The following is a 16,010-nucleotide window of genomic DNA, read 5'->3' as shown; positions in this document are numbered from 1 at the left end:
TTGTATTTGTACGTTAGTGATCGTATAATAAAATGAAAGGCAAAAATAAGGATTATTTCTTACTGTTCCTTTCAAAATCTTTCTTTATTCCATCGTAAAGCCAATTGGCCAGTGCCTGTCGGTTGTCAGCCTTTACAAAGCGCTGCTGATCGCGGTAGTTTTGGATATTACCCAGCTCTATAAATACCGATACCGGTGTAGTGTTGCGCAAAAGGTACAGGTTGCGGTCGCTTACCGTGCCGGAGAAGCCGCGCGAAGGCTGATGTTCATTGTATTTGCTGTCGAAGGTGCTACGCAGTTCATGCGCCAGCTTTCTGCCACTTCTGCTTTTTTTATGATGATAGAAGAATACGTCGATCTGCTTGCGCTTACTGCGGCTGTCGAGATGGATAATCAGGCATCGTCTGTAGGCTTCGCTATCTTGCCGATAGCATTTGTTAACCTCGCGTGTTCGTTGCTGTAAACGGTCGATTTGCTCCAGGGGTATGGTCTGCTTTCCGCAGGTTTCATGATTATCGTAGCGCAATATTTGACCATCGCGTATGCCATCATCTTCATCTTTGATAATCAAATGCACCTTAGCGCCGTTTTCCATCAGTTTCTTGGCTAGTCGTAGCGTTATGTCGTAGGCGTATTCATCCTCGTGCAGTGCATGCTCTCCATACTGTCCGATGGCACCGGGGTCGGGACCGCCATGGCCGGCCACAAGGTAGAATGCAGCTCCCTTAAGAGAGCTTGACTCCAGGGGAAAGCGTTCGCGCTCTTTGCCAAATAAAGGTTCGTAAAGTTCTGTGTTTACAGTAGGTAGTAGGTAGCTGTGATGCGCCAGTAGTGCATCGTTTTTGCCAAATTTACCTTCGTTTAACTCAATAAAGACTTGTCGATGCTCTTTGGGTGATAGGTTATGACGAACCAAAAAGCTATACATGCCTTCACCGGCCTTGGGTTTAGCCATTTTCAGGGCGCTGTTGTCCTGTGCTGCCACGCAAAAAGGTAGCAACCATAGCAGCGCAGAAATGAGATATGTGCGTGCAGTTTTATTAGTCATGGCTTACAAAAATATATTTTTTCCCTGCTTATCCTTCAATAAAAGAATCTTAAGTCTGTATTATTTACGAAATTGCATCAGCCTGTGTCGGTTAATCCTTTTTCGATGATTATTTCTGGCATAGCAGCATGTATCAATATTCAATCAAAACAAATTTCCATGCACAAAGAAGCGTATATAAAGTGTAAAAAAGAAGTAGCCGCCTGGATGCGTCGCTTGTATAAGAAAGGGCTGACTACTACTTTGGGCGGTAATATAAGTTTGCGTATCGATGAATCGTTAATTGCCATAACAGCTTCGGCGAGCGATAAGGGCCGAATAAAAGCTGCCCATGTTGCCATTGTGGGGGCGGACGGGCAGTGTAAAGATGAAGGGCTAACCGTTAGTATGGAAACAGGTATGCACCTTGCCGTGTACCGTGCCCGCCCCGATGTGAAAGCCATAGTACACGCCCATGCCCCGATGGGAAGCTTGTTTGCTGTTATTGAGCAGTCGCTTAATACGAATTTGCTCGCAGAAGCCCATGTCATTTTAGGGGTGCCATGTAAGGCGGCTTATGCTGCTCCCGGCTCAGAACAATTGGCGGCTAATGTGGCGGATGCAAGTAAGGCGGCTAATGTCATTATTATGGCCAATCATGGTGTTTTGGCGGTTGGCAGCAATTTGATGGAGGCTTTTGACCGCATTGAAGTATTGGAGAATGCCGCTAAAATGACGGTGTTAACAACTTTACTGAAAGATAAATGTGAATTATCGATCAATCAGTTGGCAGAGTTGAAAGCCTTGTTGGGCTAATGAACTTTGAAATACAGAACGAGTCTTTGTATTCCTAAAACTAAAAATCTCGTTTATTAACGAAAAAAATAGTTGATAAAACGAAATAGATAGTTATTATTAATGCAATAACGATGATTACAAAACGATTAACCAAGCGCGAAGAAGATGTGATGAAGATATTGTGGGAGGCCGGTAAGGGCTTTGTAAAGGATTTGCTAAAGAAGCATCCGGAGCCAAAACCGCACTATAATACTTTTAGCACCATCATTCGCGGACTGGAGGAAAAGGGCTATGTCGCCCATAATTCCTATGGTAATTCGCACGAGTATTACCCGGCGGTTACTAAAGAAGAATATCGTAAATTGTTTATCAAAAATGTGGTGTCCGATTATTTTGAGTCATCCTACAAAAATGTGGTTTCCTTCTTTGTTAATGAAGACAAGCTGAATGTGGAGGATTTAAAAGAGTTGATTGACATTATTGAAAAGAAAAAGCAGGACTGATGGACACATTTATCGAACTACAACTGAAAACAGGCGGAATCATCGCTGTTTCGGTTTTGCTGTTTGCAGGCATACTGGCAAAAGACCACTTTTTTAATCGCAACAGGGCATGGCTGCTGGCCACCCTAATTGTACCATGGATAGTGCCACTAATGGCGATGCCGGTGTGGTTAAAAAGTGTGTTTTATAAGCCTGAAGTGGCGGCTCAGCCCTTGGTGTTGACCATGGATGTGCCGATTACTTATGGTGAAGCGGTAGTAGTGCCCGAACCAATTAACTGGATGCAGATAGGTTTGAGCATTTATGCAGTTGTTAGTTTGTTAATGGTAGTTCGTTTGATTTGGGGATATGCCTTTATCCATCGATTAAAAAAGAGTGGGCAACATCAGTATTATAAAGGTTATGATGTGGTGTTGCTGAATGATAAGGGAGTGAATCCATTTTCTTTTTTCCGAACCATTTATCTGCCGCATCATTTGAATAGAGATGCGAATAGGCAGATGATTCTTGAACACGAGCGCAATCACTGTGCTCAGTTACATTCAATTGACATTTCGCTGGCCGAGTGGCTGCTGATTATCCAATGGTGGAATCCCTTTGTGTGGTGGCTTCGTAAGCTAATTGCCCAAAACCATGAATATTGTGTTGACAACGCGATGGTGCATACCACTTGTGAACCCATGGAGTATCAGTATTCTTTATTGAGTTTGTTGCAAGGTCACAGGCAAATGCAGTTGGTGAATGACTTCAACCAAAGTTTAACTAAAAAAAGACTCGTAATGATGAATAAAAAACATACCAACACCATAACAGGATGGGTCAAAGGTGTCCTCGTATTGCCGCTTGTGGTAGCAACGATGTTGGCTTTTACCAATCCTGATAAAACGCTTGTTAAGCCTGTTGATAGGCTTGAAATAAGCGATGCACTGAGTTTAAGAAGATATTTTGCCATGAATATAAAATATCCTGTTAAAGCTCAGGAAGCAGGCACTCAAGGTATCGTTACTGTTAATTTTAAAGTAGATAAAAAAGGTAAAGTGAGTGATGTATCAATTGGCTCAAATACTGCTGCTACCCAACTGGATAAAGTGGTTGTGGTGGGCTATGCTGCCACCGAAGGACAAAAGCAAATGGGAGATCGGTCAAAAGATGAACATTTACAGCTTCTTAAAAATGAAGTTAAGCGGGTTGTGGAAGCTATGCCTGAAGTAACAGATGTGGCCTTAAAGGGTAAGTTGTTGCAAGTGGATTTTGAGTTTATGCTCCAGAAGTGTAGTAAAGGGCAAAACGAGGAGGTTTCTTCTATGTGGGAAGGACGAAAGACGCAATTGGTAAATTCTAAAGGTGAAGCGTTTACCTTATTGGCAAGTGGTGGTCATATTGAATTGGATGGCCCTGCTACGAATCGGCCTGAGTTTGTTTTAGATGGAAAGTTATCGACTTGGGAAGAAATTGCGGCGCTTGACTTAAGTGATGTTGGAGCCATTGGTAAAAGTCCGGCCGGATTACATGTGAAAACACTTGATGTGACGACAGAAAACGGCGCTTTTATTATTCATACGAAGCGTTTTATTGAAACCTTAAAGCGCTCATCCGTAATTGGTTCTAAAAATCCAAAGCCATCGCTATATATTGTTGATGGTAAGGCATATTCCGGAGCTATAAATGATATTTCACCAAGCGATATAGCGAAGGTAAATGTTTTAAAAGGAGATGCTGCTACGAAAAAATATGGTGAGAAAGCCAAAGATGGAGCATTTGAAATAACTACTAAATCAGGTCTTAAGGAAGACACTGGTCATTCCGCTTTAATTGAACCGGAAGTGACAGCCCTATATGGTGATGTGTTGAAGAATAGTACCGAATTATTAACCTCAAAAGGTAATGAGGAGAAAGTGATATTCCAATCTTCAGGTAAGTCTCAGGTAAGTATTTCTGATTTAAGCATAACTGACTCCAATGGCGAATCACCCTTGTTTATTGTTGATGGTCGTAAGCAAAAAGAAGCCAATGTTAATGCGGAAAATATAGATAAAGTAAGTGTCATTAAAGGAGAGATGGCGCTTGATAAGTATGGTGAAGAGGGTAAAAATGGTGTTGTTTTGATTGAGACGAAAGCGGCAAAAAAGGCCGAGGAGTTGGTTGTTCTAGGTTATGGAACAATGAATAAACCGGCAATAAGTAAACAGAACTCGCACAGTGATCAGACGCTTGATAATGTATTGATTAAAGGAGCTTCCGCTGACAAAAAACCTCGGATTATTTTGGATGGAAAGGAATTTCATGGCAATATCAATGAGATCAACTCCGATGAGATAAGTAGCGTTTATGTGATGAAGGGAGAGGCCGCCATTGACCAAAATGGAGAGAAGGCACCCAATGGTGTTATTATGGTTACTACTAAGGCCGGTGCATATTCTGCCGCTATGGCTGCCGCAAAGCCCTTGTTTCAATCAACGGGTAAGGTGAAGATGACAGAATTGAATTTAACCATTGAGGATGAGAGTGGTGAATCGCCCTTGTACATTGTCAATGGCAAGAAGCAGGACGGACTTCACCTTGATCGAGAGGACATTAAGTCCATCTCCATTCTAAAACGTGAAAAGGCCATTCAAATCTATGGAGAGGAAGGGAAGAATGGCGTTGTACTTATCAGCACGAAAGACGAGCAGTAGTCGTAGTAAGAAAATGAAAAGGCTGAATTGAGCAAGCTAATTACTTATCGGATGAGTATTGCATTAAACCAAGACTCATCCGATAAGTTGCTTCTTTTGATACGATAAATAGGTAAACCCTCAATGCATAAAGTTTTTTACGAGAAGATTAACATTTTGTAAATCAATCTCACCACTCATTACACACCTCTCACCCCTTATAAACGCAAGCTACAAGTCGCCCCAAATGCGTGCCAGCGAGAAGCCCGGGGCATCAATCTTCAGATCCAAAAAATAGCCGAAAGGCGTTTGGGCAATCTCGTAATCCGCATTCTCAAGCCTTGCTTGTGCAGCATCAAACACCTCTTTGGTGAATTGGGCAGTGGCCTTGGAGTCCGACAGATGGGCAAAGGAGTGAAGTACAATCTTTTCCGTGTTATTTTTTCTAGCTGCCCATTTTAGGTGGTTGGCTAGCTTTTTCTCACGACTTCTCAAGCCTTTCTCTTCATCCTGTGCTTCCACTTGTATACAGGCCAGCAGGCAGTTGTTGAACGACTGTGGCAGACCGGGGTTGGGTGCCTCATCCAGGTTTTTGGCAGCCGGTGTATAGGCAAAGTTGCTTGTGTAAAAAATTAATACTTTCATTTGATAATATTTTCTTTTAACTGCTGTGTGAAATTCGTCGTGAGATAATCAGTATCATGGGTTTCTTCAGACTTTAATCTATCAAAATATTTGATAAAGAGGAAAAAACATGACGCTTTAATCCACAAAATGTTATTTTTATAAGCTGAACCCTTGATACCCTGAATGTAATGATGCTAAGAAAATTCTTGTTGCTATTGTTCGGCTTGGTGAGTTTGCTAGCCTGTAAAAAAGAGAGAACCCCTGATTATGCGGCTGTTGTTGTGGAGCCGGCGATTCAAGAAGATGTAAAACTGTACGGAGAGTATGTTGGGCGTATACGTGCCTATCGCTATGTAGAGGTGCGTGCCCGTGTGGAAGGTTATCTTCAGAAAATGATGTTTGAGGAAGGCAAGCGAGTGGGCCAGGATGAGGTCTTGTTCCTGATTGATCAGTCGCAGTATAAGGCGCGGCTGGATAAGGCCGAGGCACAGCTTAAGCGCGACATAGCTGCCTTTAACAAGGCACAGCGTGACTTGGAACGCTTGCAGCCCTTGTATGAACAAAATGCAGCCAGCCGCCTCGATCTGGACAATGCCGTGGCCGCCTACGAAAGTGCTGAAGCCAATGTGGCTATGAGCAAAGCTGACAGGGCGCAATACCAATTGGAGTTTGATTTTACACGGGTGCGCTCGCCCCTCGACGGCATTATCAGCGAGCGTTATGTGGATATAGGAGCCCTCGTGAGCCCGGGCAATAGTTCCCTGCTTGCCACAGTGGTGCAGAGCGATACTGTGCTGGTGGATTTTAAGATGACGGCACTGGACTATCTGCGTAGCCGCGAGCGCAATGTAAACATAGGGCAGACGGACAGTACGCGTTCATGGCAGCCTACCGTGCGGGTAACACTGGCCGATAATAGTGTATATCCGAAGGAAGGCATTGTTGATTTTGCCGACCCGCAGGTGGATCCTAAAACCGGAACTTTTGGTGTGCGAGCCGAGCTGGCCAATCCCGACCAGGTGTTGTTGCCCGGTCAGTTTACCAAGGTCAAGTTTCTGTTGGATGTGTTGGAAAAAGCCATTGTGGTGCCCCGCAAATCATTGATTATTGAAAAGGGCGGCAGCTTTGTGTATGTGATGCGCCGCGATAGTGTAGCAGAGAAGCGCTTTGTGGAGACGGGTCCCGAGCGCGATAATGAGATTGTTATTGAACGGGGCTTAGGAGCAAACGAGCAGGTGATTACCGAGGGACAGCACAAACTGAGTCCGGGCATCCGTGTTAAATCCGTAGCGGCTTCCGAACTTAATGTTAACCCAGGTAAACAATAGACCTATGAAGCCAGGATTTTTTATTGAAAGACCGGTTTTTTCATCGGTTATATCCATACTGATTGTGCTGCTTGGATTTATTGGTTTGTTATTCTTGCCCATCGATCAATATCCGAAGATCACACCGCCGGTAGTAAAAATCAGTGGTTCCTATCCCGGAGCCAGCGCTACCACTGTGTCGCAAGCCGTTGCCACGCCCATCGAGCAGGAGCTGAATGGTACACCGGGCATGCTTTACATGGAGTCGAGCAGTTCTAACTCGGGGGGTGTAAATATCAATGTTACTTTCGATGTGGGGGTTGATCCTGATTTGGCCGCGGTGGAGATACAAAACCGTGTGAAACTGGCCGAGTCACGCTTGCCGGCCGAGGTGGTGCAAAACGGTATGTCGGTCGAAAAGCAATCGGCCAGTCAGTTAATGACGATTTGTCTGGTGTCGGATGATCCCAAATTCGATGAGATCTACCTGAGTAACTTTGCCACCATTAATGTGTTGGATGTACTTCGGCGCATTCCGGGTGTGGGGCGTGTATCCAACCGGGGAAGCCGTTATTATGGCATGCGTATCTGGGTGATGCCCGATCGTTTGGCCAGCTTCGGACTTACTGTAAAGGACTTGCAGGATGCTTTGAAGGATCAGAACCGTGAGTCGGCAGCCGGAGAGCTGGGTTTGCAGCCCATGGAGGCCATTGATGTTACCCTGCCCATTTCCACCAAAGGACGCCTGGAAACCGTAGCTGAGTTTGAGCAGGTTGTGATAAGGGCCAATAGCGATGGTACGCTTATTCGTATGCGCGATGTGGCACGCGTATCGCTGGAGTCGTCTTCTTACACACAGGAGAGTGCCATCAATGGCGGTAACGCGGCTATGCTGGCCATCTACCTCTTGCCGGGTGCCAATGCTGTGGAGGTGGCCGATAATGTGAAGGCCGCCCTGCTGGAGATCAGCCATAATTTTCCGGAAGGCCTCGATTACCTCATTCCCTATGATATGACGGATTATATCCGGGCATCCATCAAAGAGGTGTATGTCACACTTTTTCAGGCGCTTCTGCTAGTGGTGATTGTGGTATTTCTGTCCTTGCAAAATTGGCGTGCCACCGTTATTCCGGTTATCGCTGTGCCCATTTCCCTCATAGGTACCTTTGGGTTTATGCTTGCCATGGGTTTCTCACTTAATATGTTAACATTACTGGGGCTTATCCTGGCCATTGGTATTGTGGTGGACGATGCCATTGTAGTGGTTGAAAATGTAGAGCGCATTATGGCGGATGAGCAGCTGGATGCCCGTGATGCCACCCACAAAGCCATGAAGGACTTGTCGGGGGCACTCATTGCCACGTCTTTGGTATTGGCTGCGGTTTTTGTACCCGTTAGCTTCCTCTCGGGCATAACGGGTGAGCTCTATCGACAATTTTCGGTAACCATAGTAGTGTCTGTGTTGATTTCAACCGTAGTAGCGCTTACGCTCAGTCCGGCATTATGTGCACTCATCTTAAAGCCTTCATCCGGAAAGAATAATGGGGTGTTTCGTTTCATTAATAAATGGCTCAATATCAGCAATGAGAAGTATCAGGGTGTGCTGGGCTTGGCCTGTGGCAATCCGCGGCGGGTGTTGGCAGCTTTTGGCATGGCCTTGGTCTTTATTTTTGTGTTGGCCCGTGTTGTACCCACTTCTTTTATCCCGGAAGAAGATCAGGGCTTTTTTACCGTTGAGATTGAGTTGAACGAAGGCGCTACCCTTGAGCGTACCCGTGTGATTACTGATCTGGTGGTTGATTATTTCAGGCAGCAGGAGGCCGTGGCTTATGTGCAAAGCATTGCGGGTACTAGTCCGCGTGTGGGTACCAATCAGGGAAGGGCAGAGTTGGCGGTTACCCTCAAGCCCTGGGACGAGCGGAAGGATAAAGAGCTAAGTCTGCAGCACCTGATCGATCAGGCACGGCGTGAGTTGTACGATATTCCGGAGGCTCGCTTTTATTTTAACAAGCCTCCTGTGATACCCGGTTTGGGTAGCTCCGGTGGTTTTGAGTTACAACTGCAAGCCAAGGGTGATGCCACCTGGGAAAACCTGGTGGCTGCCACCGATACATTATTGTTTTATGCAACACAGCGAAAAGAGCTGAACAATATTTCATCGGCTTTGCAGGCCGATATTCCGCAGCTTTATTTTGATGTGAACCGCGACCGCGTGAAGCTGCTGGGCATCCCTTTGGCCGATGTTTTTTCAACCATGAAGGCTTTTCTGGGTTCGGTTTATGTGAATGACTTTAACATGTTTAACCGCATTTATAAAGTGTATATTCAGGCCGAGGCGCCTTATCGCAGTAATCAAAATGCACTGGGCTTGTTTTTTGTAAAGGGTGATGATGGTGCAATGATTCCGCTGACTGCTTTGGGAAATGCTTCCTACTCAACGGGCCCCGGAAATATTAAGCGTTTTAATATGTTTTCATCAGCCATTATAAGGGGAACGCCGGCCGGAGGTTACAGCTCAGGACAGGCTATGGCGGTGATGGAAGAGATTGTGAGGCAGAAGCTACCCGATAATATTGGACTGGACTGGAGTGGTTTATCCTACCAGGAAAAGCAGGCAGGTGGGCAGACTGGTGTTATTATGGCATTGGTATTTCTGTTTGTCTTTTTGTTTCTGGCAGCTCAATACGAAAGCTGGCTCGTGCCCATCGCGGTGTTATTGTCTTTGCCTATTGCTGCACTGGGTGCCTTTGCAGGTATTTGGTTCACTGGTCTCGACAATGATATTTATTTTCAGGTTGGCCTGGTGACGCTCATTGGTCTGGCGGCCAAAAATGCCATTCTTATTGTTGAGTTTGCCAAGCTGGAAGTGGATAAAGGCAAGGATGTGGTGCAGGCGGCATTGCTGGCCGGTAAGCAGCGTTTTCGCCCCATCGTAATGACTTCACTGGCTTTTGTGTTGGGTATGTTGCCCATGGTGCTGGCCACAGGGCCGGGATCGGCCGGACGTCATTCCATTGGTACGGGAGTGTTTTTTGGTATGCTGGTGGCCATTACCATTGGCATTGTGTTAGTTCCATTCTTTTTTGTGCTTACCTACAAGGTAAAGGCGCGTTTCACAAGTTCTAAACAGCAGTAATGAAGAAGAATATTAATGATATAAGAATATTGGATACGTCTTGGCGTATGATATGCCTTGGGGGCATGCTGCTTATTGTAATGGGTTCGTGTAAAGTAGGGAAGAAATATGTGCCACCCGAGTTGAATCTGCCGGATAAGCTGGAGGTCATGAGCATTGATTCGCTTACCATCGATGATGTGAAATGGTGGGATGTATATACGGATACGGTGTTGCATACTTATATCCGTAAGGCGCTTGAGAACAATAAAGATATTCGCATTGCAGGAACGCGCCTGAAGCAGTATATGGCAGCCAAGCGAATTGCCACCGCAGATCTGTTGCCAAACCTGGGTGCTGATTTTAAGGCCGAGCGGGAGATGGAGAATTTTGGGGGCGATAATGTGGATGGCACCACAGAGATGGAGGTGCGGGCTACCTTAAGCTGGGAGATTGACTTATGGGGCAAATTACGATGGGGGCGTGAGGCAGCCATTGCTGATTACCTGGCCACCAAAGAGGCGCAACGTGCCTTGCAGATGAGTATCGTGGCTGAGGTAGCCGAATCGTATTTCAAACTAACCGCTCTGCACGATGAGTTGGCCATTGTAAAGCAAACATTGGTGGCGCGTTGTGAAGGGGTTCGCATCGCCGGTTTACGTTTCCGGGGGGGGCTCACTTCCGAAACATCCCTGCAACAGGCCGAGGTGGAGCTGGCTAAGACCATGACCCTACTGCCCGTTCTGGAACGTAAGATACGGGTGGCGCAAAATGGACTGGCGCTTTTGCTGGGCACCTACAAAAGCAACCTGGTAAGAGGAAAAGGATTGGATGAGCAAGATTTACCGGAATACTTGCCGGCCGGACTGCCCTCCGCCTTACTGGTTCGCCGACCCGATGTGCGCCAGGCCGAGCAGAAGCTGATAGCCGCTAACGCCATGGTGGGAGTGGCTACTACTGATCGTTTTCCAAGCCTGTCGTTAACAGGCCGCTTAGGGCGCTCCAACGATGACCTGGGTGAGTTACTGAAGTCGCCTTACTGGTTTATTGCAGGCGATGTGCTGGCTCCCCTCTTTCAGGGCGGTAAGCTCAAAGCAAGGCAGCGGCAGGCTGAAGCACGCTACGAAGAGGAAATTTACACCTATCAGCGGGCTGTGCTGCAAGCTTTTCAGGAAGCCAACACGGCCATTATGACTTTTCGGAAAGCCGGAGAGGTGTATCGGGCGCAGGCTAATTTTGAGGCTGCTACGCGAAAGTACTTAGAGCTCGCCGAGTTACAATATTTGAATGGCGTAATCTCTTATCTCGATCTGCTGGATGCACAGCGTAGTCTTCTGGATGCTGAGATACAGCGTAATAATGCGCGGCGCGATGAGCTGCTGTCCATGGTCTATCTTTATAAAGCGCTTGGTGGCGGATGGCATAATTAAGTGTTTATTTGCTGTATATGGATTATAGATTATTGGCAATGAATTAATTATAGTGAGATGTGTGCGTTTTTATTGCCGCATTGCGGCGAATGTTATTTGGCTTTTTTAACATAGGGGTGGTGATGAACTTAACAGGGTTTATTATTTTTGTTGGATGAAGAAAAATGTATTGTTCATAATTGCGGTGACTATTTGTGCTTTGGGGCATGCTGCTAATCGTGACTCTATAAGGCAGTCACGGAATTTACGGTTTAGTATTTTAGGCGGCCCCGGATACACGCCCGATTATGGCTTGCTCATTGGTGGTAGTGGTTTGTTTACCTTTTCAACCAACCCTGCCGATAGTACTTTAAAACGTTCGGTGTTGCCCATTGCCTTTGCCTACATGACCAATGGGGGCGGCAGCATGACCTGTCGTCCGCAGCTTTTCTTCAATGAAGATCGTTTTCGCATCTTCGGACAAATGTATTTCTTCAATACACTAAATCATTATTACGGGGTTGGATACGATACTAATACAGCCACCGAGCGGGATGAAGAAACGACCCAGTATCGCGGGGTTGATTTTCAGTTGAATCCTGTATTTTTATTTCGTTACCGCGACACCGATTTATTTTTAGGCGCTGCCCTCGATGTAGGGCATAATAATATGAAAGATCCCAGCTTTGGTGTTGCTGGCGATCCCGATTATATTGCCCAGGGAGGCGATGCTGATGGTTTGCGCATGACCAAGGTGGGTGTGGGGTTCAAATTCAGTTACGACACGCGCGATGTACCCGCCAATGCTTATTCGGGCTTGTTTGTTGAAGCTTCTGCCAATTACTATGCCAAGGCCTTTGGGAGTTCCTATAGCTATGGGGTTTATATGCTCGACTACCGCCAGTTTAAGTCTTTGAAGAAGTTAGGAGAACGCCGCCTGTTGGCCTGGATGGTCAATGGCCGTTTTACTTCAGGTGATGTGCCCATTACGGAGCTCTCCATGGTGGGTTCGCCCTTCGATCTTAGAGGATATTACAAGGGTCATTATCGCGATAGAAATGCTGTGATGGCCGTTGCCGAATATCGACACATGCTTAACCTGGGTGAGGAAACGCGTTTCAGGCGCCTGTTGTCCAAGTTCGGCTTTGTGGCCTGGGGCGGTGTGGGCTCTGTTAGTAAGTCATTTATCGATACCCAAAACCTTTTGCCCAACTTCGGTGCCGGTTTGCGCATTGAGTTGCAACCGCGCATGAACTTTAGACTGGACATAGGTCATGATCCGGTGAATAATCAAAACCTTTTTTATTTCAACATGACTGAGGCCTTTTAAGGGTCTGAAAGTAAAGTAGCTACTCATAAGTCTTATAGTTGGTAGGGCGTTCACGATGCTTTATGGAACGGTTCTCTATCGCAAGGAGCTATTAAAGAACCGTTCCGTCAATAGGCAATTAATATGTAATTTTCAAAACTTAATCTTAGTTGATTTAAGGCATTGCCGTCGGTGTCTGACGATATTTTTATAAATTCGTAGAAACCCAAGAGAAAAATTCGCTATGAGAACCTCGATGCGTGTTCGGCTTATTACGGTTATGATTCTGCTCCCTATGCTTATGCTAGGAAGTGTCAATAAGCTGGGTATTCCTGATTTACAGAATTTTAATCGTCGTCAGTACCGGGCGGGTACGCAGAACTGGGGCTTGAGCCAAAGTCATAGCGATTTGCTTTACTTCGCCAATAATGATGGTTTGCTGGAATATGATGGGGAACGTTGGCACTTGCATAAAGTAATGGGCGAAGCTCCTGTGCGCAGCGTCAATTGCGTTAATGATAAAATATATGTCGGTAGTTTTAATGAGTTTGGGTTCTTTCAATATGATTCCTTACTTCATCTTCAATATCATTCGCTGGCCGATACTTTCAAAGTTAATGAGCCTAGTGATATTTGGGATATACATACCTGGGGGAAATACATCGTTTTTAGGGCTGAGAAAGCCTTGTATGTATTTGAAGAGGATCACCTGAGGTACGTTATACCAGCTGTTGGGCGTTTTATTAGTTCGTTTTTGGTAAATGAGATGCTGCTGGTGCAGGATGAAGCACAGGGTTTGTTGGAGGTGCGCGGTGACCAGGTTTTTCCTGTTGCCGGGGGGCAGATATTTAAAGGCAAAATAGTGGCCTCAGCTATGGCTTTATCGTCTCGTCAAATTGTGCTGGGAACGATGAAAAATGGACTTTTTAGCTGGAACATGGAGACCATTGTTCCCTGGAACGTGCAGGCCAACCAACATCTTATGCAGGCCAATATTTTTTGTGGTCATACCTGTGGAGACCGTTATTTAGCCTTTGGTACCATACAGGATGGTTTAGTGGTAACCGATAAGCAGGGGCATTTGGTAGCGCAGCTGGATAAGGACAAAGGCCTGCTAAATAATACGGTTTTAAGTTTACTGGAAGATAAAGAAGGTAATATATGGTGTGGGCTGGATAATGGTATCAGCCGCGTAAATCTTCAGTCGGGTATATCCTTTTTAAGTGGATACTATAACCTGGGCACCGGTTATGTGATGGAGCGATTTCATGGCCAATATTACTTCGGTACTAATCAGGCTCTTTTTACCATTAGCGATGGGCCTTTTCATGATCCTCTGAAAGATCGCGACGATTTCCAAAAGGTGGCCGGTACGGAAGGGCAGGTATGGTCGCTTTTTAGCGATGGTGATGAGGTACTATGTGGTCACGATCAGGGTGTTTTACGCATTGTTGATAATAGGTCAGAGCTTATTACACCGGTATCAGTCAATGGTGTGTGGAAGTTTATAAGTATTCCGGAGCAACCGAATCTCATGCTGGCCGGAACCTATAAAGGTTTTATTTTGCTGCATAAAAAGAGCGGGCGGTGGCTTTATTCACAGCGCGTTGAGGGCTTTGGTGAATCGTCGCGTTTTGCGCAATGGGATGAACAGGGCTGTCTATGGGTATCGCATGGAAATAAAGGGATCTATCAGGTTACTTTTAGTGCGGATTATAAAGAGGTTGTGAAAAGCCGTAAGTTTGACTTCTCACATTTCCCGGATAATAAAACAGGCCTTGTGTGCAGACTTAAGGGGCAGCTGTTCTTTGTTGGCACCGATTGTATTTACCTTATTGAGCGGGACGGGCGGATACGTCAGACTACTGAGTTTGATCGCTTTTTCAGCAAAGGACAGTATCCACGACGCATGTTTGAAGATCAGTATCGAAATATTTGGTTTTTTACAAACAGCAAGGTTGGCGTTCTTCGTTATCTCGAAGATGCCAGCTATACAAAGATTGAATATCCTTTTCTTCCTTTGGAGCAGAAGATGGTGTCTGCCTTCGAATCTGTTTTCGTACTCAACGATGAAAACGTGTTTTTTGGAGTGGAAGATGGTTTTGTCCATTATCATTTAAGTGGTAACGCTGGTTTTCGCATGCCTTTTAAAGTGCACCTGCGGTCTTTCAAAGGCACTACCGACAGTATTCCATATATGTTGCATCAGCAGGAGGACGATGGTTTTACTCAGTACAGAGTACCGGAATATCCTTTTAAGAACAATGCCTTTGAGATTCATTATGCAGCTAGCTTTTATCAGGATGAAGGAGTGGAATATGCCACTTTTCTTTCCGGTGTGGACAAAGAGCCTACAGCATGGAGCAGTGTTACCTTTCGACAGTTCACTAAGCTGAGGGAGGGGGAATATACATTTACTGTGTATGCCAAAAATCGTTATAATGTTGAGGCAAGACCCGTGCATTTTAGTTTTATTGTGAAGCCGCCCTGGTATCGCCAAATCCCGGCTAAAATAGCCTATTTTATTGCTGCTCTTCTTCTGGTAATAACAATGGTGTATTTCTTTAATCGACGCATTGAACTAAGTCGGAAACGCGAAAAGCTAAAGCAAAGGGAGCGGTACAAAGCCCGTGAGGAGCAACTGACCAATGAGGCATTGCGGACAGAAAAGGAGATGGTAAAGTTGCGTAATGAGAAGTTACGCGACGAAATGCTGTTTAAGGAAAAGGAGCTGGCTAACTCGACCATGAATATTATTCAGAAAAATGAATTTTTACTAAGTGTTAAAGATGTACTGAGTCGTATTAAAAAACTGAATGATGCAGGTCAAATGGCTGCTAAACTAGAGGGTGTAATTAAAAAAATTAACAAAGATATTGACAGTGATAGCCATTGGGAGGTGTTTGAATTGCATTTGGAGCAGATACACGCTGATTTTATCAATCGACTTAAGATAAAGCACCCCGATTTAACAGGACGAGAGCAAAAGTTATGTGCTTACATTCGTATGAATATGACCTCTAAAGAGATTGCCACCCTCATGAACGTTTCTTACCGGGCTATTGAAAACAACCGCTACCGGCTACGCCAAAAGCTGGGTCTTGCCTCTGGCGATAATCTATCAAAGTATATTAACGATTTGTAGAGCGGACCGTATCTGAAACTATCCGTCCAATCTTATCCATTTTAAATGTTAATTTATGGCAATTTACTCCCTGCTTATTTATAGAAGGGTGTGAGTGGGTATTTTAGTAGATATAG

10 protein-coding genes are annotated in these 16,010 nt (G+C 45.4%); 8 read left to right on the top strand and 2 right to left on the bottom strand.

Annotated features, from left to right (window positions below; all coding sequences use genetic code 11):
• Positions 1–52: 52 nt before the first annotated feature.
• On the bottom strand, positions 53–1,048 hold the full coding sequence (locus tag ACRD7A_RS07165; RefSeq protein ID WP_430810450.1) for an N-acetylmuramoyl-L-alanine amidase family protein: 996 nt from the start codon (positions 1,046–1,048) through the stop codon (positions 53–55).
• A 159-nt stretch (positions 1,049–1,207) separates the two neighbouring features.
• On the opposite strand from ACRD7A_RS07165, the gene ACRD7A_RS07160 reads away from it, so the two are divergent.
• From ACRD7A_RS07160 to ACRD7A_RS07150, 3 genes are all read left to right on the top strand, one after another.
• Positions 1,208–1,843 carry a class II aldolase/adducin family protein gene (locus tag ACRD7A_RS07160; protein ID WP_430810449.1) on the top strand — a complete coding sequence of 212 codons (636 nt, stop codon included), beginning with the start codon at positions 1,208–1,210 and terminating at the stop codon, positions 1,841–1,843.
• A 113-nt stretch (positions 1,844–1,956) separates the two neighbouring features.
• Complete coding sequence (locus tag ACRD7A_RS07155; RefSeq protein ID WP_430810448.1) at positions 1,957–2,328, top strand: BlaI/MecI/CopY family transcriptional regulator; 372 nt, start codon at positions 1,957–1,959, stop codon at positions 2,326–2,328.
• Positions 2,328–5,003 carry a TonB family protein gene (locus ACRD7A_RS07150; protein WP_430810447.1) on the top strand — a complete coding sequence of 892 codons (2,676 nt, stop codon included), beginning with the start codon at positions 2,328–2,330 and terminating at the stop codon, positions 5,001–5,003. Before ACRD7A_RS07155 ends, ACRD7A_RS07150 begins: the two co-directional genes overlap by 1 nt.
• 210 nt (positions 5,004–5,213) lie before the next feature.
• Here the strand turns inward: ACRD7A_RS07150 and ACRD7A_RS07145 are convergent, their stop codons facing one another.
• Positions 5,214–5,627, bottom strand: coding sequence for a threonyl-tRNA synthetase editing domain-containing protein (locus ACRD7A_RS07145; protein ID WP_430810446.1), 414 nt, complete (start codon positions 5,625–5,627; stop codon positions 5,214–5,216).
• A gap of 170 nt (positions 5,628–5,797) precedes the next feature.
• Between ACRD7A_RS07145 and ACRD7A_RS07140 the strand changes: the two genes are divergently transcribed.
• The 5 genes from ACRD7A_RS07140 to ACRD7A_RS07120 all read left to right on the top strand — a co-directional run bounded on the left by ACRD7A_RS07140 (position 5,798) and on the right by ACRD7A_RS07120 (position 15,894).
• Complete coding sequence (locus tag ACRD7A_RS07140; RefSeq protein ID WP_430810445.1) at positions 5,798–6,937, top strand: efflux RND transporter periplasmic adaptor subunit; 1,140 nt, start codon at positions 5,798–5,800, stop codon at positions 6,935–6,937.
• Positions 6,938–6,941: 4 nt separating this feature from the next.
• Positions 6,942–10,052 (top strand): efflux RND transporter permease subunit, encoded by a 3,111-nt coding sequence (locus ACRD7A_RS07135; RefSeq protein WP_430810444.1) that lies wholly within the window; start codon positions 6,942–6,944, stop codon positions 10,050–10,052.
• Complete coding sequence (locus tag ACRD7A_RS07130; RefSeq protein ID WP_430810443.1) at positions 10,052–11,461, top strand: efflux transporter outer membrane subunit; 1,410 nt, start codon at positions 10,052–10,054, stop codon at positions 11,459–11,461. The genes ACRD7A_RS07135 and ACRD7A_RS07130 overlap by 1 nt, the downstream gene beginning before the upstream one ends.
• Before the next feature lie 154 nt (positions 11,462–11,615).
• Positions 11,616–12,770, top strand: a complete 1,155-nt coding sequence (locus tag ACRD7A_RS07125) for a BamA/TamA family outer membrane protein (RefSeq protein ID WP_430810442.1) — start codon at positions 11,616–11,618, stop codon at positions 12,768–12,770.
• A 223-nt stretch (positions 12,771–12,993) separates the two neighbouring features.
• On the top strand, positions 12,994–15,894 hold the full coding sequence (locus ACRD7A_RS07120; protein ID WP_430810441.1) for a helix-turn-helix and ligand-binding sensor domain-containing protein: 2,901 nt from the start codon (positions 12,994–12,996) through the stop codon (positions 15,892–15,894).
• Positions 15,895–16,010 lie beyond the last annotated feature (116 nt).

Origin of the sequence: Carboxylicivirga longa (assembly GCF_050589825.1) — a bacterium.
Taxonomy (GTDB): Bacteria; Bacteroidota; Bacteroidia; order Bacteroidales; family Marinilabiliaceae; genus Carboxylicivirga; species Carboxylicivirga longa.
Note: the sequence above shows the minus strand (reverse complement) of the source record. Positions and strands in the feature narration are given on the sequence as shown.